The sequence below is a fragment of the Natronobeatus ordinarius genome, from assembly GCF_024362485.1.
Classification (GTDB): domain Archaea; phylum Halobacteriota; class Halobacteria; order Halobacteriales; family Natrialbaceae; genus Natronobeatus; species Natronobeatus ordinarius.
In genome coordinates this window covers 3,429,151-3,449,993 of sequence record NZ_CP101456.1, presented here as the reverse complement: position 1 = coordinate 3,449,993, position 20,843 = coordinate 3,429,151, and the positions used below count along the sequence as shown (strand labels likewise).

The 20,843-nt window shown below is 65.0% G+C and carries 20 protein-coding genes; 8 read left to right on the top strand and 12 right to left on the bottom strand.

Translation table 11 applies throughout. The annotated features are described in order from the left end of the window. Positions 1-47: 47 nt before the first annotated feature. Complete coding sequence (locus NMQ09_RS17540; RefSeq protein ID WP_255191872.1) at positions 48-1,010, bottom strand: transcription initiation factor IIB; 963 nt, start codon at positions 1,008-1,010, stop codon at positions 48-50. 162 nt (positions 1,011-1,172) lie between these two features. On the opposite strand from NMQ09_RS17540, the gene rnhA reads away from it, so the two are divergent. Together rnhA and NMQ09_RS17530 are read left to right on the top strand one after the other, a co-directional pair. Continuing rightward, a complete protein-coding gene (rnhA, locus tag NMQ09_RS17535) occupies positions 1,173-1,766 on the top strand; it encodes a ribonuclease HI (protein WP_255191871.1) in 594 nt (197 codons plus the stop codon). Between the two features lie 65 nt (positions 1,767-1,831). Beyond that, positions 1,832-2,443, top strand: coding sequence for a DUF7108 family protein (locus NMQ09_RS17530; RefSeq protein ID WP_255191870.1), 612 nt, complete (start codon positions 1,832-1,834; stop codon positions 2,441-2,443). On the opposite strand, the gene NMQ09_RS17525 is transcribed toward NMQ09_RS17530, so the two are convergent. Continuing rightward, positions 2,437-2,796: a PadR family transcriptional regulator gene (locus NMQ09_RS17525; protein WP_255191869.1), complete on the bottom strand. Its 360-nt coding sequence runs from the start codon at positions 2,794-2,796 to the stop codon at positions 2,437-2,439. The genes NMQ09_RS17530 and NMQ09_RS17525 overlap by 7 nt on opposite strands. Positions 2,797-3,008: 212 nt before the next feature. Between NMQ09_RS17525 and NMQ09_RS17520 the strand changes: the two genes are divergently transcribed. The 5 genes from NMQ09_RS17520 (at position 3,009) to NMQ09_RS17500 (ending at position 6,331) form a co-directional block, all read left to right on the top strand. Then, positions 3,009-3,542, top strand: a complete 534-nt coding sequence (locus tag NMQ09_RS17520; protein WP_255191868.1) for an inorganic diphosphatase — start codon at positions 3,009-3,011, stop codon at positions 3,540-3,542. A gap of 195 nt (positions 3,543-3,737) precedes the next feature. After that, a complete protein-coding gene (locus NMQ09_RS17515; RefSeq protein ID WP_255191867.1) occupies positions 3,738-3,872 on the top strand; it encodes a hypothetical protein in 135 nt (44 codons plus the stop codon). 144 nt (positions 3,873-4,016) lie between these two features. Then, on the top strand, positions 4,017-5,360 hold the full coding sequence (locus tag NMQ09_RS17510; protein WP_255191866.1) for an alkaline phosphatase family protein: 1,344 nt from the start codon (positions 4,017-4,019) through the stop codon (positions 5,358-5,360). Positions 5,361-5,411: 51 nt separating this feature from the next. Beyond that, positions 5,412-5,762, top strand: a complete 351-nt coding sequence (locus NMQ09_RS17505; RefSeq protein WP_255191865.1) for a ribbon-helix-helix domain-containing protein — start codon at positions 5,412-5,414, stop codon at positions 5,760-5,762. Next, complete coding sequence (locus NMQ09_RS17500) at positions 5,759-6,331, top strand: hypothetical protein (protein ID WP_255191864.1); 573 nt, start codon at positions 5,759-5,761, stop codon at positions 6,329-6,331. The genes NMQ09_RS17505 and NMQ09_RS17500 overlap by 4 nt, the downstream gene beginning before the upstream one ends. Positions 6,332-6,340: 9 nt before the next feature. Here NMQ09_RS17500 and rad50 read toward each other — a convergent pair whose 3' ends face one another. From rad50 to NMQ09_RS17465, 7 genes are all read right to left on the bottom strand, one after another. After that, positions 6,341-9,016, bottom strand: coding sequence for a DNA double-strand break repair ATPase Rad50 (rad50, locus tag NMQ09_RS17495; RefSeq protein WP_255191863.1), 2,676 nt, complete (start codon positions 9,014-9,016; stop codon positions 6,341-6,343). After that, a complete protein-coding gene (gene mre11, locus NMQ09_RS17490; protein WP_255191862.1) occupies positions 9,013-10,338 on the bottom strand; it encodes a DNA double-strand break repair protein Mre11 in 1,326 nt (441 codons plus the stop codon). The genes rad50 and mre11 overlap by 4 nt, the downstream gene beginning before the upstream one ends. An 88-nt stretch (positions 10,339-10,426) precedes the next feature. Continuing rightward, a complete protein-coding gene (locus tag NMQ09_RS17485) occupies positions 10,427-11,650 on the bottom strand; it encodes a DUF5305 domain-containing protein (RefSeq protein WP_255191861.1) in 1,224 nt (407 codons plus the stop codon). 34 nt (positions 11,651-11,684) lie between these two features. Beyond that, positions 11,685-12,824 (bottom strand): signal peptidase I, encoded by a 1,140-nt coding sequence (locus NMQ09_RS17480; RefSeq protein ID WP_255191860.1) that lies wholly within the window; start codon positions 12,822-12,824, stop codon positions 11,685-11,687. 37 nt (positions 12,825-12,861) lie between these two features. Beyond that, positions 12,862-13,812, bottom strand: coding sequence for a nitrous oxide reductase accessory protein NosL (locus NMQ09_RS17475; RefSeq protein WP_255191859.1), 951 nt, complete (start codon positions 13,810-13,812; stop codon positions 12,862-12,864). Between the two features lie 133 nt (positions 13,813-13,945). After that, on the bottom strand, positions 13,946-15,022 hold the full coding sequence (locus tag NMQ09_RS17470) for a nitrous oxide reductase accessory protein NosL (RefSeq protein ID WP_255191858.1): 1,077 nt from the start codon (positions 15,020-15,022) through the stop codon (positions 13,946-13,948). A gap of 91 nt (positions 15,023-15,113) precedes the next feature. Next, the gene (locus tag NMQ09_RS17465) at positions 15,114-16,973 is read right to left on the bottom strand and encodes a nitrous oxide reductase accessory protein NosL (protein ID WP_255191857.1); all 1,860 of its coding nucleotides are present in this window, start codon (positions 16,971-16,973) and stop codon (positions 15,114-15,116) included. Between the two features lie 320 nt (positions 16,974-17,293). Here NMQ09_RS17465 and NMQ09_RS17460 point away from each other — a divergent pair, with 320 nt between their 5' ends. After that, a complete protein-coding gene (locus tag NMQ09_RS17460) occupies positions 17,294-17,740 on the top strand; it encodes a hypothetical protein (protein ID WP_255191856.1) in 447 nt (148 codons plus the stop codon). Between the two features lie 55 nt (positions 17,741-17,795). Here NMQ09_RS17460 and NMQ09_RS17455 read toward each other — a convergent pair whose 3' ends face one another. The 3 genes from NMQ09_RS17455 to NMQ09_RS17445 form a co-directional block, all read right to left on the bottom strand. Then, positions 17,796-19,718, bottom strand: coding sequence for a NosD domain-containing protein (locus NMQ09_RS17455; RefSeq protein ID WP_255191855.1), 1,923 nt, complete (start codon positions 19,716-19,718; stop codon positions 17,796-17,798). A gap of 62 nt (positions 19,719-19,780) precedes the next feature. Continuing rightward, positions 19,781-20,389: a nitrous oxide reductase accessory protein NosL gene (locus NMQ09_RS17450; RefSeq protein ID WP_255191854.1), complete on the bottom strand. Its 609-nt coding sequence runs from the start codon at positions 20,387-20,389 to the stop codon at positions 19,781-19,783. A gap of 103 nt (positions 20,390-20,492) precedes the next feature. After that, the gene (locus NMQ09_RS17445) at positions 20,493-20,768 is read right to left on the bottom strand and encodes a MarR family transcriptional regulator (protein ID WP_255191853.1); all 276 of its coding nucleotides are present in this window, start codon (positions 20,766-20,768) and stop codon (positions 20,493-20,495) included. Positions 20,769-20,843: the final 75 nt, after the last annotated feature.

Sequence of the window (20,843 nt, the reverse complement as noted above, 5' to 3'; positions counted from 1 at the left end):
GGAGCGGTCGCTCGAGTGGCCGCTGGCGTTCGAAAACGGGTATCCGCTTACCCGTGGATGCCCATCGCTTCGATCTGTTCTTGATACCGGTTCCGGATCGTCACTTCCGTCACCTGGGCGACGTCGGCGACCTCACGCTGGGTCTTCTTCTCGTTACAGAGCAGCGAGGCGGCGTAGATCGCGGCGGCGGCGTAGCCGGTCGGCGACTTGCCCGACAGCAACCCTTCCTCGGCGGTCTTCTCGATGATCTCGTTGGCTTTCGTCTGGACTTCCTCGGAGAGTTCGAGTTCAGAACAGAAGCGCGGGACGTACTTTTTCGGGTCGACGGGTCGCATCTCGAGGCCCAGTTCCTGTGAGATGTACCGATACGTTCGACCGATCTCTTTGCGTTCGACGCGCGAGACTTCGGAGATTTCCTCTAAGCTTCGCGGGATTCCCTCCTTCCGGCAGGCGGCGTACAGCGCCGACGTGGCGACGCCCTCGATCGATCGCCCCCGAATGAGGTCCTCTTTGAGCGCTCGTCGGTAGATCACCGACGCGACCTCACGGACCGATCGCGGCACGCCGAGTGCGGAGGCCATCCGGTCGATTTCCGACAGTGCGAACTGCAGGTTACGCTCGCCGGCGTCTTTGGTACGGATGCGTTCTTGCCACTTTCGCAGCCGGTGCATCTGACTGCGCTTTTTCGAGGAGATCGAGCGGCCGTAGGCGTCTTTGTCCTTCCAGTCGATCGTCGTCGTCAGCCCCTTGTCGTGCATCGTCTGGGTCGTCGGTGCACCGACGCGGGACTTCTCCTGCCGTTCCTGGTGGTTGAACGCCCGCCATTCCGGGCCGGGGTCGATTTTTTCTTCCTCCACGACGAGCCCACAGTCTTCACAGATGAGCTCACCCCGGTCGGAGTCCTTAACGAGGTTCTCGGATTCACATTCAGGGCAGGCACGTACCCCCTCTTGATCCTCGGCCTCGTCCATCTCGCGCGCTCGCTCCCGCTGGCGGGTGGACCGTGTCATCGCACTTTTATAGTAGTAGCATCAAAGTATATAAACCCTCGGGAAGGATTTTGCACCGGGAAAGCAATTCGGGCAAAAACTGGCGTCTGGGGCCCTTCACCCTCTCGATTTCGAATCGGAACCAGAAAGGTTTTACCCCGACCCTCCCGTCGAGTTCGACGGATGCCGGTCATCGAGTGTGACGTCGACGACGCCCGCGAACGACTCGAGAACGCAGGTGTAGCGGTCGAGCCGGGCAACACCGACCACGAGCGCTGGCGCGCAGCACACGGCGACGCGACGGCTGTCGCCTACGACGACAAGGTGGTGATCCAGGGTGAGACCCCCCGTGACATCGAAGCGCACCTCCGCGAGGGTGGCGGGCGCGCACACGTCTACTTCGACGGCGGCGCGCGCGGCAACCCCGGCCCGGCCGGCATCGGCTGGGTGATCGTCACGGGCAACGGCATCGTCGCCGAAGGAAGCGACCGAATCGGCCGCGCGACGAACAACCAGGCCGAGTACGAGGCACTGATCACCGCACTCGAGGCCGCCCGCGACTACGGCTACGACGAGGTCCACGTCCGGGGTGACTCCGAACTGATCGTCAAACAGGTCCGCGGCGAGTACGACACGAACAACCCCGAACTCCGCGAAAAGCGTGTGACCGCCCTCGAACTCCTCTCGTCGTTCGAGACGTGGACGCTCGAGCACGTCCCCCGCGAAGTGAACGAGCGCGCGGACGCGCTGGCGAACGAGGCGATGGACGGGAACTGAGACTGCAACTGTCGGTGTGAACCGACAGCCAAAAACGGTGACCGTTCGTAGGACGGCTAACAGCTATGAGTGACGTCCACGAGGAACCATCCGACCCCGACGGGGGCGACCTTCCGGAGGAGACGATCGACGAAGCGGAGCGACTGACGCGGCTGGCGAGAAACGCCGTCGACGACGGTGAGCAAGCGGCCTACCGGGAGCGACGGGAGCAACTGCTCGCCGATCACGAGTTTACGGCCCGCGTTCGCGAGGCCGGCGGGAACGATACCCTCGTGCTCCACCCCGACGCGTGGCTCAACACCGATGGTGTGGTTCGAACCGATCGAATCGAGGATCTCTCGCGGGCGGTCGAGATTCCACTCGAGGGCGCCGGCGATCCGGACGACTGGGCGACACTCGACGCCCAGAATCGGGAACTCGTCACGGCGGTGCGAAGCGAACACGGCGACGTCCACGGCGACAACGTCGAGGCGCTCGCGGACTTCATGGGGAATCATTACGCGCGCCCGATCGACTCCGTGAGTCAGGACGAGCTGGCGGAGTTTCTCTCCGAGTACTTCGTGAGAAATGCGTGGCCGTCAGACGAACAGCGAGCGGTGATCGAGGAGTCGATCGAGCTCCTGTTCAAGACGGTCGACCGAGAGGTGCCCGAATTCTCGGTCGAGGACGTTCAGTAGCTCTCGTCGACGAGTGCCTTGAGCTCCTCGGCGCGGTCGTCGCCCGTGACGACCTTCGAGAAGGTCCACTCGACGCCGTCGAGGACGGCCTCGTAGCCGCCGTCGGTCAGGGAGTACTGGTTGGTCCGCTTGTCGAGTTCGCTCTTTTCGACCAGCCCCAGGTCGACGAGCTCGTCTAAGTTCGGGTAGAGGCGCCCGTGGTTGACCTCGGTCCCGTAGTAGTCCTCGAGTTCGCGCTTGATCGCCAGTCCGTACATTGGCTCTTTGGCGAGGATGACGAGGATGTTGTTCTGGAACGCCGTCAGTTCCCGTGCGATGCCCTCACTGCCGGTGATTGATTGTGCCTCTGACATGGGTGGGTAAATGTCACCAGACTATTTAAGACTTACCAACTATTCGTCTTGTCGTACTGGTAGGATCGAGACTCGACCCGGCGGCAAACCCCGAACGGATCGGCCGGCGGCGAAGTCGGTCGGCCCGGTCGACGCTGTTCAGGGCTGCCGTTACCTTCCACTGTCGGACGATTACGAAAGTACTTTTTGATCCACCGCTGACTCTCACCTGCATGGTGAACCTTTGGGAAGACCTCGAGACGGGACCGAACGCACCGGAAGAGATCTACGCGGTCGTCGAGTGTTTGAAAGGCGAGCGCAACAAGTACGAGTACGACAAGGACATCCCGGGCGTGATGCTCGACCGCGTGCTCCACTCGAACGTCCACTACCCCTCTGACTACGGCTTCATCCCACAGAGCTACTACGACGACGAGGACCCCTTCGACGTCCTCGTGCTCGTCGAAGACCAGACGTTCCCCGGCTGCGTCATCGAGGCCCGGCCGGTCGCGCTCATGAAGATGGACGACGACGGCGAGCAGGACGACAAGGTGATCGCCGTTCCCGTCGAGGATCCCCGATACGACCACATCGAGGACCTCGAGGACATCCCCCAGCAGACCCGCGACGAGATCGACGAGTTCTTCGCGACCTACAAGAACCTCGAGGCCGGCAAGGAAGTCGAGACGCTCGGCTGGGAGGACCGACAGGCGGCCTACGACGCCATCGAGCACGCCCAGGAGCTCTACGAAGAGCACTTCGGCTAAGTCGCACACCGTTTTTCGCGTCGTCGGTCCGACCGTGAGTGGATACTCGCGTCGACCGTCTCACTGCGACCGGACGGACATCGCCGACCGCACGACGGCACGGCCACCGATTCACTCGAGTTATGCACGTCCCACGGACGATGAGTTATGAGCATGAGTAATTTTATGGGCCGTGCGTCCCTAGCTCTGCCTGTGATGGCAACCAAGAACCACCCCGTGCGGAACCCGAAGTCGTCGACCGATTCGTCCGACTCCGGGATCGGCATGGCCCACCCCACCGTCGTTCCGGCGAACTTCGATCCCGACGCACCGGGCAACCGTCGGGACTGAGTCCGCCCGGTACGCCCCCCGACGGTCGTCTTCGAGCCTCAGGAGTCCGCGCCGACGGGTGAGGCGGCCGCTGGCGACGTCGACGTTCTCGAAAACAGTGTCTCGAGACGAACCTTCTTGTACGCGGTCGGACTACGGGCCTCCATGGGTCTCTTCGACCGACTCCGGGGCAATGGACACCCCCGCGTCGCATTCATCGGGATCGACGGCGTGCCGTACAGTCTCCTCACCGAGCACCGTGAGGAGTTTCCTGCATTCGCCGCGCTCGCAGAGGAGGGTGTAGCCGGCGAGATCTCGAGCATCGTTCCGCCGGAGTCGAGCGCCTGCTGGCCTGCGCTGACGACGGGGATGAATCCGGGAGAAACGGGCGTCTACGGCTTCCAGGACCGCGAAGTCGGCACCTACGACACCTACGTCCCGATGGGTAACGAGGTTCAGGCCACCCGCGTCTGGGACCGCGTCACCGACGAGGGACGACGAGCGACCGTGCTGAACGTCCCCGTCACATTCCCGCCCCAGCGCAACGTCACGCGGATGGTCTCGGGCTTTCTCTCCCCCGGCCTCGAACGGGCCGCCTACCCCGACGACGTCCGCGAGTATCTCGAGTCGATCGACTACCGAATCGACGTCGATCCAAAGCTGGGACACGAGGAGGACAAGGCCGACTTCATCGAGGACGCCCACGCGACGCTCGACGCCCGCTTCGAGGCATTCAGCCACTACCTCGCCGAGGACGACTGGGACCTCTTTTTCGGCGTCTTCATGACCACCGACCGAGTCAACCACTTCCTCTTCGAGGATTACGAGCGCGACGGCGAGTACAGAGAGGAGTTCCTCGACTTTTACCGGAAGCTCGACGACTACATTGGCCGCATCCGCGACTCGCTGCCCGACGACGTGACGCTGATCGTCGCCTCCGATCACGGCTTCACGAGCCTCGACTACGAGGTCCACTGCAACGAGTGGCTCCGCGAGGAGGGCTGGCTCTCGTTCCAGACCGACGAGCCCCAGGAACTCGGCGACATCGCCGACGAGACGCGCGCGTACTCGTTCATCCCCGGCCGGTTCTACCTCAACCTCGAGGGCCGCGAGCCCCGGGGCTCGGTCACAGAAGAGGAGTACGACGACGTCCGCGAGGAGTTGAAGGGAATGCTCGAGGAACTCGAGGGACCGAACGGGAAACCGGTCGTCGAGCGCGTGGTCGAGAAGGAAGACGCCTTCCGCGGCGACCACGACGAGATCGCTCCCGACCTCGTGGCCATCCCGGCGAAGGGCTTCGACCTCAAATCCGGCTTCAAGGCGGACAGCGAGGTGTTCGACACCGGCCCGCGAAACGGCATGCACAGCTTCGACGACACGGCGCTGTTCGTCGACGACCCGGACGCGTCGATCGGCGACGCCGACCTGTTAGACATCGCACCGACGATCCTCGAGCTGATGGACGTCGAGTTCAGCCGCGGTGAGTTCGACGGCGCGAGCCTCGTCTGAGATGCATGGGGCGAAAGCGTTATCCGGACATGTGCATAGTATGCACATGAGATGAGTGCGAGTGACGAGCCCCGACGCGTCCATTTCCAGTCTCCGGAGTACCTCGTCGAGCGACTGGACGCGATCGCCGACCTCTTCGACAAGGACCGAACGGACCTGCTCGTCGAAGCCATCCGCGAGTACCTCGAGGAGACCGCAGAGCGTGACTCGTTCCAGGAGCTGGTCGCCGAACGGTACTACGACGACCAGCTCGAGTTCGAGACGGTCAAGCAGCTCGTCGGTGCGGAGACCGCACAACGGCTTCGGCTCCTCAAAGCGGACCTGGCGAGCGAGCCGTTCGACCTCGCGCCACCCGACGACGTCGACATTTATAAGACGAACGGTACGGCCGACGACCGATGAGCGGCCCAGTACGGCTTCGAACGGTCGTCGCCGATACGAGCGCGCTCGTGAGCCTCGGTGTCCCGCGTGCCGACGACCGGTACGACACGGACACGTCACCCGATCCGCTCCAGTATCTGCTCACCTCCTGTGACGTCGTCGTCCCACCGGAGGTCGTTTCGGAGCTCCGTGACGTCGCTCAGTACCACGACATCCACGGGGCAGCCGCGAGGAACGTCCTCGCTGCCAGAGCGTATTACGCCGTCGAGGATCCGTACGACCGATCGGAGACGCCCGACTCACGCCCCGCGTTTGGGCTCGACGATGGCGAAACGGACGGAATCGTCCTCGCGAACGCACTCGAGGCCGACGGCTTTCTCACCGACGAGTTCGGCGGGACGAACTTCGCACTCGTCCACGCCGTGCTCACCGGTCCGCGGATCGTCCCGACGCCGCGACTCATCTGTGACTACGCCCGCGGCGGGCACATGAGCCACGACGCGGCGCGGACACTGATCGAGTCGATCGCTCCGCACCGAAGCGGGGAGAACAGTCCCTACGTGGCGCAGCTTCTCGACGTTCTGGAGTGACGAGGCAGTTCAATCGCCGGCGAGCAACGCGAGCTCCGGCGGGTCACCGCGCTCGAGTCGCGACCGGTTCGAGGTCGCGTCCTTCTCGACGCGGACGAGGTCGTCGGCCGCACCCACGAGCTCTTCGTCGTGGCTGACGACGACGATCTGTTCGACGCCGAGGTCGCGCATCGACTCGATCAGCGAGACGAGCTGGGTGACGTGTCCCGAGTCGAGGAACACCGTCGGCTCGTCGAGGATGAGCGGCGGCATCGGTGCGGCTCCCTCGACGCCCTCGGCGAGCAGCCGGTAGATCGCACAGCGCAGGCTGAGGTTGAACAACGCCCGCTCGCCGCCCGACAGCTGCTCGGGCTCGAGCGGTTCGCCGTCTTTCTGGTAAACCGTCAGCTGGTACTCGCCGTCTAAGTCGATCGACGCGTAGGAGTCGTTCTGGTAGACGAGGTCGAACGTCTCGTTGAGCAGCCGTTCTAGGGTCTCGACGTTGTGCTGGCGCAACTCCGTCCGAAGGTCGCCGTAGGTCGCCTGTAACGTCTCGGCTTCTTCGTACAGCGACTCGAGACTCGCACACGTCTCCTCGACGCCCGCGAGGCGCTCGCGCAGTGCCTCGAGCTCCTCGAGTTCGTTCTCCGTCGCCCCGATCGCGTTCTGGATTCCGTCGCGTTTCTCCTCGAGTTCCGCGATCGTCTCGCCGACCTGCTCGAGGTAGGCCTCGGCGTTCTCCCTGTCCGTTCGGGCCGTCTCGACGCGCTCGTCGTCGAACTCGTCCTCGAGGTCGCGCTTGCGCTCGCGCTTGCTCGAGAGCGTCTCGCGACGCTCGTCGTTCAGCGTCTTCCAGTCGGCTCGCCGCTCGCGGCGCGTCTCGATCTCGCCCGCGAGTTCAGCGCGTTCGTCGTCGATCTCGGCGATGCGCCGAAGCGACTCGAGCGTCTCCTTGAGCTCGCCACGCTCGGCGTTGATCTCGCCGAGTTCGGCCCGGCGGGCGGCGACCGTCTCCTCGAGGTCGTCGGCCTCGGCGCGCTTCTCAGCGGCGTCGGCCTCGAGTTCGTCGGCCTCCTCGAGCAGTCGGTCGTGACTCTCGCGTTTCTCCGCGAGCGCCTCACGTTTCTCCGCGAGCAACTGCTCGACGTTCTCACGGTTCTCCTCGAGTCGGTCGATCCGCCGCTCGACCTCGCGCAACGCCTCCGCGCGGTCGATTCGGTCGTCGAGCTCGTCACGTTCCTCCTCGAGCGCCGCGAGGCGCGCCCTGCCTTCCGCGAGTTCCTCGCGCCGGTCGTCGAGCACGTCGACGTGCGGTGAGTCCTCGACGGGCTGGCCACACTCCGGGCACTTGCCCTCCTCGAGCAGCCGTTCGCCCTCCTCGATCGCGTTCTCGACGCTCCTGACCTCGGCGGTGACGTCGCCGATCTCGTCAGTGAGTTCCTCGCGGTCGGCCTCGAGGGAAGCGAGGTGGTCGGCCGCCTCGCCACGGTCGACCGGCGCGTCGTCGAAGCGGCCGCGCGCCGTCTCGAGCTGCGCCTCGAGTTCCGCCAGCTTCGACTGTCGGTCGGCGATCGCCCCCTCGTCGGCCTCGAGGCGCTCCTCGAGGTCGTCGGCCTCGCTGCGGGCCGTCTCGGCCTCGGCCTCGCGGTCGTCGGCCGCCTCCCTGAGCCGGTCGAGTTCGCCGCTCGTTTCCGTGATCGCGACGCGAACGTCCTCGAGGTCGTCTCGCAGCTCGTCGTCGCGTTTCTCGAGGCGCTCGATTCGATCGGCGACCTCGTCGGCACCGCCGTCGAGATCGACCGTGGCCAGCAACTCGTCGCGTTCGGCCGCGAGTTCCTCGCGTTCGGCTTCTAGCTCCCGAATCTCGGCGTTCGCGTCCTCGCGGTCGCCTTCGGTGGCGGCGATCTTCGACCGCAGCTCGTCGATCTCGGTCTCGAGTGTGTCGATCTCCTCGCGGGTCTCCTCGTGGCGCTCGAGGACGGCTTGCGCGGTCTCGAGCGTCTCTCGAGCCTGCTCGCGCTGTCCCTCGTAGTGATCGATGCGCTCGTTGACGTCGGCTCGTCGGGACTCGAGGCCGTTCAGCCGTTCGTGGAGGTCTTTCGCCTCTTTGCGTTCGACCTGGTCGTGCAGGCTCTCGAGGACCTCACGCTGGCCGTCGAGCACCGACTTCACGCCGAGGCGGGCGTCGCTCGCCCGCTCGCGGTAGGTCTCGAGCGCACCCAGTTGCAGCAGGTCGTCGATCATGTCCTGGCGCGCCCGCGGCGAGGCGTGGATGAGCTTGTTCACCTCGCCCTGGCGGACGTACGCGCAGTTGACGAACGCGTCGGCGTCCATCCGCAGGAGTTCGGTGATCTGCCGGCGAACGTCCCGTGCCCCCTCGATCGTGCCCTCGGGCGCCTCGAGCACGCACTTCGTCGTGGCGGCCCGCTCACCCCGACGTTTGAGGTGGCGCTCGACGCGGTAGTCCCGGCCGTCGTGGGTGAAGCCGAGTTCGACCGCACACTCCTCCTCGCCGGTCGTGATCACGTCGTCGAGCGTGCGGTCGGAAAGCGCCTTCGAGCCGTAGAGGGCGAAGAAGACGGCCTCGAGCAGCGTCGACTTCCCGCTGCCGTTGACGCCGTGGACGACCGTGACGCCGGGGCCGAGCCGGAGCTCGGCGTCGCCGTAGCACTTGAAGTTCCGCAGGCGAAGGGATTCGGCTCTCACGTGAGATCACCCAGTGAGACCTGTTCGTCGTCGTCCGTGGACGGCTCGTCGTGGGTGCGCCCTTCGGCCGTCTCACCGTCTACAGATTCGGTGGCACCCTCATCGTCATCATCGTCGGCGGATCCCTCGCTCCCCCCGGCGTCGTCGTCCGCCCCCAGCGCGTCGGCGACCGTCGTCACCGTCTCCGGGTCGCGACCTGGCGCCGGTTCGAACGCCGAGCGGTCCTCCTCGAGCGCCTCCCTGACCCGGCGTTCGACCGTTTCACGCACGTTCGCGTCGGCGACGGCTTCGTCCCGGACCGTCCGGTCGATGCCGATGGCGGCGTCGCTCAGTCCCAGCTCGCGGATTCGATCGCGGACCGCGGCGTCGGGGTCGGCAAAGCGCACCGACAGCTCGTCGTCCTCGTCGGCGATCTCGCGACGGTCGTTGACGCGAGCGACCAGCGCCTCGCGTTCGAGGGCGAACTCCTCGACGGCCGCCGGCGTGATCGGCTTCCCCTCGCCCTCGACCGTGACGATGACGACCGCCTCGGCGAGGTCGTACTCCCGGACACGCTCGCGCACGCGATCAATCCCTTCGCCGTCTGCGAGGTCGACGTCGACGAAGACGAACTCGCGGGTGGCCTCGAGGGTCCGGCGGGTGATCGCCACCTCGTCGTCGAACGTGACGAGGTTGTAGCCGCGAGCCTCGCGTTCGGCCGCGCTCGCACGTTCAGTCGAGCCGCAGTAGGTGACCCACGTGTCAGACACCTCGGCAGTGTCGGGTTTGTGGTTGTCCCCGAGCAGGACGGCGTCGAAGTCGACGGTCGATTCGGAGAGCAGCCGCTCGGTGTCCCAGTCGGCGTGGGCGAACGGCTCGAAGAGCCCGTGGCTCACGAGGACGGCGTGCTCGGCCGTCTCGGGGAGCGGTTCGAACTCGTAGGTGAGGCTCTCTCGGCGCGAGCGAGGGACGAAGTCGAGGCCGTAGATGGCCACGTCCTCGAGCAGATACGGCTCGGCGCCCAGCCGGACGGCGAGTCCGAGGTCGGCGAAGAGGTCGAGCCACTGGGCGTCGCGTTTGCCCTCGTGGTTGCCGACGACCGCGAGGAAGGGCACGTCGGCGTCGGCGAGCGTCCGCAACACCTCGACCGTCCCCTGGAGGTCGACCAGTCCCGGCCGGCGGTCGTGAAAGAGGTCGCCGGCGTGGATCACCGCGTCGACGTCGCCGGAAACGGCGTCTTCGGCGACGTTGCGAAACGCCTCGAGGAAGTCCCGTCGTCTCGCGGGCGAGTTGTACTGCTGGTACCCGACGTGGGTGTCGCCCGTGTGAATCACCCGTGGCATCTACCACGTCATTACGGGGCGGTGACTAAAGGGATTCCGTGACCGGAGCGAAAGTGATCTCGACCCTCGAGCGGACGAGCGGAGTCGATCACAGACCCGGCTTCTCACCCGCATCTGTTGTCCGACCGGCTCGATCCGACGACGGCTCGTTCGGGGTTGCAGGTGGTGTGTAGACGTACGTCGTCCCCTCGTGCTGGACGAGGTATCGGAGTCGGTCCGGTTCCTCGAGGACGACCGAGTCGACGTCGATCGCCAGCCGTGCGAGCTCTGCGAGCGTCGGGACCTCCGCGACCGGGCCACTCGTCGCCGCTGGCGGCAGCTCGGCCCTGACGAACACCTCCTCGAACGCCACACGGTCGTCGAGGTAGTCGATCCACGCTCGCTCGGCGTCGGACGGACACCAGAACGCGTGTACCGCGCCGAGCGTCCCGATACCGACGATCGAGAGGGCGAGCAGCAACGGCCCACCGACGGTTCGAAGCGGTCCGGACGACCGGGTGACGGTCACCGTCTCCGTGTCGGTACTCGTCTCCTCGAAGGGGTCGTCGGCGTCGAACCGGTAGGTGTTCTCCTCGACCGCAAGGTCGATCCGGTCGGTCCGGCCCACAGACTCCCGTTCGTCGTCGATCTCGCCCTCGAGCGTGGTCTCGACGTCGACGAAGGTCTCGGTCTCGCCGGGGCTCGCACCCAGCCCCCGTTCGATTTCGTCGATCCGGTCACCGATCTGGGAGACGTTCACCTCGAACGTGGCGACGACGTCCTCACCGGGACCGACGTCCGTCTCCTGGACGGAGGCGAGGCGCTCTGTCTCCTCCCAGTAGACCACGTCGCCGTCGGCCGCCCGGGAGACGAGCTCGAGCTCGAGGGTGACGGCCACGTCCTCGCCGCGTGTGGCGTCGTAGCTGGTGGTGACCGCGCCGCGTGCCGTCGGCGAGAGGGAGGTGTAGTACAGCGGCCGGTCGGTTAGGACGACTGGCTTGACAGCCGTCTCGGCGGTGGACGCAGCCACAGTAGTCGCGGCGTCGGTTCCGTTGGTGGCTGACTCGTTTGCGTCTGCCGTCGCGTTCCCGTCGGCGTCCTCGGGCCACTCCCCGTAGAGCGGGTTCGGTTCGACGACGGCCGCCTCGTGGGAGAGCGTCCCGGTCATCGACCACGCGTCGACCACCCGTTCTTCGGTTCGTTCACCGGGATCGACGTGTGCCGTGTAGGTCAGCCAGCCGCCGATACCCAGCAGACAGACCACCGCGAGAACCGCGAGCAGTCGCCGGTCGACGAGGCGAACGCGCCAGCGCAGCAGTGTCTCGTTCGTCATCGGTTCGACCTCGTATCGGCAGTTTGAACGTTGGTCATGGTCGGTCGGATCGAAACAGCCCGGTGCGTCGACGAGCACGCATCCGTCGTCGCGCCGTCTGCGCATCGTCGGTCCCTGCCAGGAGCCGTCCCAGGACGTACGCACAGCAACCGAGGACGGCGACGATCACGACGAGCGGAGCCCACGGATGGACGCCGTAGAGCTCGTCGATCGTCGAGCGGGGCAGCACGTGCAGGTATCGACGCTCGGTCACAGTACGTTCGTAGTGACCCGTGGCTTCGGGTGCCGTGAGCGAGACCCCGACTGACGAACTCTCACGTCCCGGTACGGCCACCGTCTCGCGCTCGAGGTCGACGCCGGGGGCCGTCGGCTCGAGGTAGGTGACGATCGGAACGAAGCCGGCGTTAGAGACCCGGTAAGACGTCTCGACAGTCTCGCCTGGTGGCGCTACCAACGTCGCATCCGGTGCTGGCTCCGAGCTGACGACGGTGAACGAGCCGGTGCCTGCCGGGACGACCATCGCCGCCGTCGCGACGAGCACCACGAACAGCGCGAAGGCGACGGCTGCACGACGGGGAGCGAGTCCGAGGTCGTCGACACGTGTCTCGAGTCGCCGATGAGAGCGGTCACGGACGGTCTCGAGTGCGTACCCGACGAGCGACAGCACCAGTACCAGGGCGGCGAGTCTGGAACCCCCACCGGCGGGCTCGCGTCCGACCGCATCGGCGAACCAGCGCTGGGTAGTTTCGGTGGCGGCTCCGACTTCGGCCGCCGCGGTACCCAGGGCGGGGATGGTGACGACCGTTCCACCGATCTGGAGCGCCGTCGCGACGATGCGTTCGTCCCGAACGGGCGGATGGCCCTCGTCCTGGTCGGTCACTGGATTCGCGTCGCCGCGAGTGACGTACCCCTCGGTCGCCTCCTCGACGACACGGTGTGTCACCAGCTCGCCGTCGACCGACTCGTAGACGATCACGTCGCCCGGTTGTACCTCGCCGGTCACGATGGTCGGCACGGCGACGAAGCCGTCACCGTCGTCGATCGTTGGCGACATACTGTCGCTCGTGACGTAGCCGAGCAGGATCGGCTGTCCGAGCAGCTGCCCGGCGACGACGGCGACGATCGACGCCAGCAATACGACCTGAAGCACCACCCTGGCTGGACGGTCGCTCATCGTGTTCCCCCTGATGCCAGCTGACGACCATCGGCTCTCACGGCTGGTACTCTTCCCGGTACAGTTCGCCGGCGCCGGAGTCGGCGAGTTCCTCGAGCGTCACGACGTCGTCCTCGGTGACGTTTTCCATGTCGACGTCGTCGGGCAGGTTCGGAAGGTCGCCGTCGACGTACGCGAGCGCGTCGTCGTAGTCGGCGAAACAGACGGGACTGCCGCCAGGCATCGGCGTCGTGAACTTTCGGAACGTCCGACCGTCGAGGACGAAGTAGCCATCCCGCATGTCGATGAACGACTCCCAACCCGGGTGGGCCGAGGAACTCCCGTCGTCGGGATCGAGGTCCACGTCGGTGAAATCTGGGGCCCAGATCGTCTCCAGTTCGTTCTCGACGGTTCCCTCGTGTTTGCCGTCGTACCCCATCTCAGACTCGTGTGCCTCCGGGTGGACCCAGTATTCGACGGCGCAGCCGAGCGCACAGAACTCGATCCGGCTGCCGTCGGCGTGTGTCGCCTGCGCGTGCCATCCTTCGTACCGTTCTGTGAACATATTACAGACGGGACAGAGTTTCTCTCTGTCCGGCTGGTACCACTCGACCGAAGCGTCTTGCAGCGAAACCGTCCCGCGTTCAGAGCCCGAAATCGCGTCGGCCTCGACCATCCACTCGTTTTCCCCGAGCGTGAGCGCTCCCGCCTCGACTTGCTCGTAGCCGGTCGGGACCGCGACGGTCACCGTCTCGCTGTCGCCACCAGCGACAGTGGTCGGCTCCGAGTGACGTTCCCCGTTTACGTCCGCCGTGACGGTTACTTCCTGGGCCGCGTCGCTCTCGTTCGCCACCGTAACGGCGAACTCAATCGCCTCCCGGATAGTCACCCGCTCCGGCGATTCGGTGACTCGGAGCTGTCCCTCGATGGGTCCGTCGGTGTCGAGGCAGCCGGCAGCCGCCGTCGTCAGTGCGATACCGCTGTACTTGAGGTAGGTTCGTCTGTTCATTGGATCCTCGATTGATCGGATACTGGTTCCTCGCTGACGGAGCCGGTGGCAACCGATGGCTCCGAAAGCGAGACGACGTTCTGGTCGGTGGTGCGACCGAGAACAGCAGTCACGTCAGACGCGACCGAGAACATCAGTCACGCCAGGAGAACCGTCCCATCCCATCGTAGACTGCCACGGCTTCTTTCGTGAGGTCGTCGAGTTCGACGATGTCGTCCTCGGTGACGTTGCCCATGTCGACGTCGTCGGGGAGGTTCGGAAGCTCGCCGTCGACGTAGTCGACCGCGTCGTCGTAGTCGGCGAAACAGACCGGACTGCCACCACCCATCGGCGTCGAAAACTTCGAGACGGTGTCGTCGTCGAGGACGAAGTAGCCATCTCGCATGTCGATGAACGCCTCGTAGCCGGGGTGGTCGGTGAGTCTCTCCCCCGATATGTCGGTGAAGTCGGGCGCCCACATCGTCACCAGCTCGGCAGCGTCAGTACCGGGGTGGAGCCCCCGGTACGTGTCGTCGTCTTCGTTGTACTCGAGGTACCAGTCTGGGTTGACCCAGTACTGGACGGCACAACCCGTCGAACAGAACTCCGGACGGCTGCCGTCGGCGTGCGTCACCATCGCGTGCCAGGCCTCGTACTCTTCGGTCACCATGTTACAGACCGGACACCACTTCCCGGCGTCTGGCTGGAACCACTCGACTGTCGCATCCTCGATCGTAACGGCCACCTCGTCGGTGACGGTCTCACCACCGACGTCCGCGACGACCTCGAGCTCGTTCTCCCGAAGCGTGAGCCCGCCCAGCTCGAGGTTTTCGTACGACACAGGAATCTCGAAGCTGACCGTCTCGTCTTCGCCAGCGTCGACGCTCACTGTCGCTTCGAACGGCGCGTCGGGCCGATCGATCACGAACCCGAAAAAGTCGGCGTCTCCCGCCTCGAAATCTCGTTCGGGGAACTCCCCGGGCTGTACCCCAGGAGTGACTCGGTCGAGTTCGAGACCGACCGTACCCGACACCTGGTCGTCGGTGTCGTTGTGAATCGTGACCGTCACCTCGGCAAGCTCACGAGGAGTGATGGGGCCCGTCGCGTCGGCCGTCACCTCGAGTGTGCCGTCGACACTCGCTTGCGAACCGTCATCACTGTCGAGACAGCCCGCTGCAACCGATAGCGTGAGTGCAATACTACTGTCACGAATGAACGTTCGCCGCTTCATGGGAGCGTACCGAACTGCAAGACTGGTTGGTGATCTCTCACGGCCGGCGTCGAAACAGCAAGTTCCCGCGTGCACGGGACACCTCGAAGAGTCACTCCCGCCATGTGATTCGTCCCGAGCCGTCGTAAACCGCGGTGTTCTCCTCGTCGAGTTCCTCGAGGGTGACGATGTCGTCCTCGGTGACGTTGCTCATGTCGACGTCGTCGGGCAGATTCTCGAGGTCGCCGTTGACGTAGTCGACCGCGTCGTCGTAGTCCGCGAAACAGACCGGGCTGCCACCGCCCATCGGCGTGGAAAACTTCGAGACGGTGTCGTCGTCGAGGACGATGTAGCCATCGCGGTGGTCGATGAACTCCTCGTAGCCCGGATGGTCGGTCAGTTCCTCACCGGAGATGTCGGTGAAGTCCGGTGCCCACATCGTTACCAGGTTATCCTCGGCGGTCGCCGGATTCATGCCACGATACGTGTCGTCGCGCATGTTCTCGATGAACCAGCCGGGCTTGACCCAGTACTGGACGGCACAGCCCGTCGAACAGAACTCGGGGCGACTACCGTCTTCGTGGGAAATGATCGCGTGCCAGGCTTCGTACATCTCGGTCGCCATGTTACAGACCGGACACCACTTATCGCCGTCGGGCTGGAACCACTCGACCGTCGCGTCCTCGATCGTCAGCGTCTCCTCGTCGGTCTCTATTTCGCCGTCGAGGTCGACTGTCACCTCGAGATCGTTCTCTTTGAGCGTGAGGTCGCCCAGTTCGAGATTCTTGTAGGCGGCCGGCACCTCGAAGGTCACCTCCTCGCTCTCGTCGGCGTCGACGGTCACCTCCTGCTCGAGGTGTTCCTGTGGGTACTCACCGCGGTCGAGCCAGTGATAGTCCGGATCGCCCTGGGCAAAGTCTCGATCGGGATACGCGTCGACGTCGGCCTCGAGGTCGACGTCCAGTCCGTCGCCGGGGTGGAGCCGCTGAGCGAAGTCGAGGCTGACGGTCCCCGACACCTGTTCGCTGGCGTCGTTGGTGATCGTCGCCGTGACCTCCGCGACCTCCCGCGGGGTGATCGTGCCCGTGGTCTCGACCTCGAGGTCGTAGCCGCCGTCGTCGCCCTCGTTGCTGTCCTCGGTGACCTCGAGCGTGCCGCTGTCGACGCCCACGTCGGTTTCGACCTCCCAGTCGATTGTCCGCTCCTCGCCCGTGTCGAACTCGAACGACTCCGTCCACGTCGTCCCGACGTCGACGGTGACCTGTCCGTCGTGCTCCACAGCGTCGTCGATCGTAACGGTGAGCTCAGTCGTGTGCGCTTCGTCGGTCGTGTTCTCGAGTTCGACCTCGAGAGCGGCCTCCTCGCCGACCTCGACAGTCGACGGGGCAGTGGTGTCACGCTCGAGCTCGTCAGCGTCGTCTTCGTCGCCGATCTCGTCAGTGGATTCTCCGGCGACGAACAGCACGGTCGTCTCGTCCGGATCGGGGAGGTCGGACTCGTCGTGATCGGTCATGTCGACCCTGACCGTCACCGTCACGCTGTTGTCCTCGTCGGATTCGGCCGTGTCGAGCCCCTCGAGTACGACGTCGGTGTCCTCGGTGCTCTCGCCAACGATCGAGTCTCCGTCGACCCGATAATCGAGGATTCCGTCTGGGCCGAGGAACGCCTGGTTCTCGACGTAGAGCCCGAGGTCTTGCGTACCCGTGTTCGTCACCCGGAGCAGATCGTCGAAGCGAATCCAGCCGTGCTCGCTGACCTCGTCGATGGTGAGCGAGAGGGGCTCGCCGTCGGGGTCGTCGACGTAGTTGTCCGCCTCACCCGCGTACTCCTCGTTGACGTCGACGTGGAGGTAGCCGTCGCCGGTTTCGATCGTGACGCCGTGGCCGGTCCCGGCAGCACTGAACGCGCCCGTCCCGAACAGCAAGCCGACGCCAGCGGCCGTCGACCCCAGCAGGAACGTTCGTCGCTCCATCTCAGTTCACCCCGTTCGGCAGCCGACACGGTTCTTTCGGTCGGTTCCGAGACTCCCGCCGTGTATCTCGCACCGTCATGGTACGTTCACTGTGACGAACAGTATTGATTAACAATTTTTGGCGCATTCCACGAATGCTCTAACGTACCTGCAAAAATGAACAGTAGATCTAATCTTACGATTAGAGAGTCGTGCCAAAACAGGTATCCAGTAGTATCGGAGTTATGCAAAACGATGGGATGGGAGCCGACAGCCCACCGTGAAAGAGCCACACAGCGGAGCCGACTATCTCGGCCACGGGACGGAGGTGACGACGGCCGATGAAACTGACCCGTCGCCACCTGTTCGCCGCACTGGCCGGTGGCTCGTCACTCGCGCTCCTCGCGGAGACCGAGGCCGTTTCGAGCGTCGGCGTTGGCCACGCAGCAGCCGTCGACACGGCCGACGACGAGGCGTCCCTCTCCCTCGAGGGTGGCGTCCTCTCGGAGCCGGTCTCGGAATCGGACGCGACGCTCACCATCGACTCTCGACTCGAGGACGTGACCGTCACCGTCCTCGAGGCTGACGCGTTCGCGTTCGAGCCGACGCCGCCGTTTTCGCTCGCACAGCCAGTGACCGTCGACGTGAGCGTCGCCGGGGATCGGACCGGCGTCGTCACCGACACCGTGACGGTCGTCCTCGAGGGACCAGACGTTGGCGCCGCCGTCGAGCGAACGGCTCACGTCGAGCGTGCCGACGCCGGCAGCGGCGACGAAGACGAGGGGTGACTGGCCATCACTCGAGGGCATCGGTGACGGCCCGCGACGACACCCGAGCCCGGATTCAGGGCGTGACGTCGTCACAGTTGTGGACGACGTCCAGTCCGGCCGACTCGAGCAGTTCCGGATTCGCCGGTGCACAGCGTGGGGCCGTGTCGACGATACTCGCCTCGCGCATTCCGGCGACGGTCCCGTCGAGGGTCGACAGTTCGTCGAACTGCGGCGACTGACCGAGTGCTGGCGTGCCACCGGTTCGGTGCAGGCGACTGTCGATGGGATCGGTCGCGGAGTAGGACCGATCGATGACCACCCCATCGGTGCGTCCAACCGCACCGCCCCAGTAGTTGCCGACGCCGTTTTCGGTCCAGATCCGAAGCGTTCCGTCCCGGGCGGTCGCGTGGACGTGGTTGTCGAGGAAATCGTTCCCGACGACGCGATTGGTCGGCAGCAGGTGCGTCGCCCGAATGCCCTCGTCGTTTCCGGCGACGACGTTCCCCTCGTAGATCGAGTTCCCCGCTTCGGTCGTCATCCCGAGCCCGTTGTCGACGACGACGTTCCCGGCGACGTAGGAGTTCCAGCCTTCCGTTCGCAGCCCCGTGGGACTGTTTCTGACCTCGTTCCCGACGACGGCGTTCCGGTGTGGGTTCGTCATGACGTGAATCCCGGTGATCTCCGCGTTCCTGACCTCGTTGTCCGCGATGACGGTCTCGGAGGTGTACATCAGGTGGACGCCGATCCGGTTTCGCTCGAGGGTGTTGTTCCGAAAGACGAGTCCGTGTGAGCGGTGCGTGTAGATTCCATCACGGCCGTCCCGAAACGTGGAGTTCTCGATCACGCCGTCTGCCGAGCGCATCGTCATGACACCCATGTACGCCTCGGACCAGTCGTCGCCGCCGTAGACGGAGACGTTCCGGACGACGGTCTCCGGACTGTCACGGAGCAAGACGCCGTTCGCCGGCGTCTCGATCGTCACGTCCTCGACCAGCACACGAGTCGCGCCGTCGACGGAAACCCCCGCATCTCCAGCCGCGTACGCCAGCTCGAGGACGGTGTCGCCATCGGTCCCGCTATCGCTCACGGTGTCCTGTTCTTCCGGGCGCGTCGTCTCGCCGACGTCGGTGATCCGGAGGTTCCGGACGGCCACACCGTCGGCACGGACGTCGATGACGGTGTGTTCGCCGTCGCCGCGGATCGTCACGTTACCGTCGCCAGCCAGCGTGACCGGCCGGTCGATCTCGAGCAACTCCTCGTACGTACCCTCTGGAACGACGACCGTCGTCTCCGGCGGGGCCGCGTCGATCGCCTTCTGGATCGTGTCAGCGTCCTCGCCGACGACGCTCGCCACCGGGCGGTCGCTGTCTGCCTGCACCGTCGCGACCAGTTCGTCGGCCGCCACTAGCCGCTCGTCGACGCGCTCGCGGACGGTGGCGGCGTCCTCGATTGCAAACTCCTGCTCGAGCAGTTCGGCCCAGGTCAGCACGGTTCCCCCGTACGCCGCCGCATAAGACTCGGCGTCGTCCCGACTCGAGAACGGAACGACCGTCTCACCGGCGGGGGTTCGCGCGTCGCTCCCGACGACGAACAGCGCCGACTCAGCGTCGGTCCACCCGACGTCGCCGGTCGCACGCGGATAGCCCGCCTCGGTCAACTCGAGGTCCGTTCCGCTGAAGTCGCTGACGTAGACGGCCAGCGGATAGCCGAACCGCTGTTCGTGACCGTCCTGGTTGTGTTCGTGGACGAATCGTTCGACGCCGGGGTAGCCAACGACGTTTCGGTACTGCGAATAGAACACCTGTGCGTTCGGGAAGTCGACTTGCTGTTCGGTCTCGAGGTCGTCGTCGAACTCGGTCCCCATCTGGACCGTCTCGTCGAACGGTACGGGCTCGGGAGTCGTCGAGCCGACGTCGGCGACGAACAGTCCGACGGCCCCGAGCGAGAGGACGCCGACGAGGAGCGAACACGCGACGATCAGGGTTCCGTTACGCATAAGTATCGTAGCGTCCGCTGCGTGCGGTGTCGTCGATATCGGAACGTATACCCGTCATCGGTTCACACGAATCCGAGACTCTCGATTAGCTCACGCGTGATCGAGTCGTGGTCGTAGCGTCCGCCACCGTACTCCTCGGCGAACGCGTCGGCGTCGGCCGCGTCGGAGAAGCCGATCGCCGATTCACCCATCGCCCCCAGCACGTCGCTGTCGACGACGAACTCGAGGTCGGTCGCGGCGGTGTGGTCCTCGGCGGCGAAGTGAGCGGTGATGAACAGTTGTCCGCCCTGTTCGTAGACCTCCCAGTCGACCTTCGAGTAGTCTGTGAGGTAGAGCACGATCGGCTCGTGGCCGTGTTCTTCTTTTTCGAAGTAGTGCTCGTACGCACACGTGCTCGCACAGTATGGCACCACGCCGTCCTGTTCCGCTCGAGCCTCCGCCTCCTCGGGGTAGAAGGCGTGTCCGGCCGGCCCCGGGTGGTTGACAACAACCATGTTACACATCGGGCAGTAGTGATCGTCCGCGATGGCGATCGGCTCTGGAACGCCGTCGTCGTCACCGAGGCAACCGGCGAGCGCACCAGCACCGACTGTGGCGATCGTGGTGAGAAACGCTCGCCGCCCGCCCAGTCGCGGATCCAGCGCTGGATCAGTGAGAGGTCGTTCGCTCATCGTTCTGAAACGAGGAGTTAATTCAACAAATATCGTGTGGCGCGATTGACTAATGGAGTGGGGCACGCTCGAGCGGCCGTCGTGCAGGAACGCAGCCGAACACTCAGTCTCGAGGCTCGATGCACAGCGAGTAGAGTCGTTTGCGGGCGTCGGAGAAGGAAAAGCGAGATTCGACGACGTTCTCTTCGTCGAGTCGATTCAGTGCGTATCTGACCGTGCGTGCGGGCAGCAGCGTCTCCTCGGCGATCTCCTGCTGGGTCATCGTGTCGTTGTACTCGAGGACCTTCGCGACGAGTTTCGCACTCGGGGGGAGGTCTCGGACGTCCTCCCACGTTCCCGTCGATGTCGTCTCCTGGCGTAGCGTCTCTGTCGTGCTCATCGTAGAACGGGATTGTACATACAGAGTAATAATATTTGCTGTTCTCTTCTATTCGTGCTAGTAATTTCATACGTC

What these genes read in the sequence shown, in the direction of transcription:
- NMQ09_RS17475 (WP_255191859.1), bottom strand. Translation starts at nt 13,812, where the DNA reads ATGAACAGACGAACCTACCTCAAGTACAGCGGTATCGCACTGACGACG.
- rnhA (WP_255191871.1), top strand. Translation starts at nt 1,173, where the DNA reads ATGCCGGTCATCGAGTGTGACGTCGACGACGCCCGCGAACGACTCGAG.
- NMQ09_RS17445 (WP_255191853.1), bottom strand. Translation starts at nt 20,768, where the DNA reads ATGAGCACGACAGAGACGCTACGCCAGGAGACGACATCGACGGGAACG.
- NMQ09_RS17540 (WP_255191872.1), bottom strand. Translation starts at nt 1,010, where the DNA reads ATGACACGGTCCACCCGCCAGCGGGAGCGAGCGCGCGAGATGGACGAG.
- NMQ09_RS17510 (WP_255191866.1), top strand. Translation starts at nt 4,017, where the DNA reads ATGGGTCTCTTCGACCGACTCCGGGGCAATGGACACCCCCGCGTCGCA.
- NMQ09_RS17485 (WP_255191861.1), bottom strand. Translation starts at nt 11,650, where the DNA reads ATGACGAACGAGACACTGCTGCGCTGGCGCGTTCGCCTCGTCGACCGG.
- NMQ09_RS17525 (WP_255191869.1), bottom strand. Translation starts at nt 2,796, where the DNA reads ATGTCAGAGGCACAATCAATCACCGGCAGTGAGGGCATCGCACGGGAA.
- NMQ09_RS17520 (WP_255191868.1), top strand. Translation starts at nt 3,009, where the DNA reads ATGGTGAACCTTTGGGAAGACCTCGAGACGGGACCGAACGCACCGGAA.
- NMQ09_RS17470 (WP_255191858.1), bottom strand. Translation starts at nt 15,022, where the DNA reads ATGAAGCGGCGAACGTTCATTCGTGACAGTAGTATTGCACTCACGCTA.
- NMQ09_RS17500 (WP_255191864.1), top strand. Translation starts at nt 5,759, where the DNA reads ATGAGCGGCCCAGTACGGCTTCGAACGGTCGTCGCCGATACGAGCGCG.
- NMQ09_RS17460 (WP_255191856.1), top strand. Translation starts at nt 17,294, where the DNA reads ATGAAACTGACCCGTCGCCACCTGTTCGCCGCACTGGCCGGTGGCTCG.
- NMQ09_RS17450 (WP_255191854.1), bottom strand. Translation starts at nt 20,389, where the DNA reads ATGAGCGAACGACCTCTCACTGATCCAGCGCTGGATCCGCGACTGGGC.
- NMQ09_RS17465 (WP_255191857.1), bottom strand. Translation starts at nt 16,973, where the DNA reads ATGGAGCGACGAACGTTCCTGCTGGGGTCGACGGCCGCTGGCGTCGGC.
- NMQ09_RS17480 (WP_255191860.1), bottom strand. Translation starts at nt 12,824, where the DNA reads ATGAGCGACCGTCCAGCCAGGGTGGTGCTTCAGGTCGTATTGCTGGCG.
- NMQ09_RS17515 (WP_255191867.1), top strand. Translation starts at nt 3,738, where the DNA reads ATGGCAACCAAGAACCACCCCGTGCGGAACCCGAAGTCGTCGACCGAT.
- NMQ09_RS17530 (WP_255191870.1), top strand. Translation starts at nt 1,832, where the DNA reads ATGAGTGACGTCCACGAGGAACCATCCGACCCCGACGGGGGCGACCTT.
- NMQ09_RS17455 (WP_255191855.1), bottom strand. Translation starts at nt 19,718, where the DNA reads ATGCGTAACGGAACCCTGATCGTCGCGTGTTCGCTCCTCGTCGGCGTC.
- mre11 (WP_255191862.1), bottom strand. Translation starts at nt 10,338, where the DNA reads ATGCCACGGGTGATTCACACGGGCGACACCCACGTCGGGTACCAGCAG.
- NMQ09_RS17505 (WP_255191865.1), top strand. Translation starts at nt 5,412, where the DNA reads ATGAGTGCGAGTGACGAGCCCCGACGCGTCCATTTCCAGTCTCCGGAG.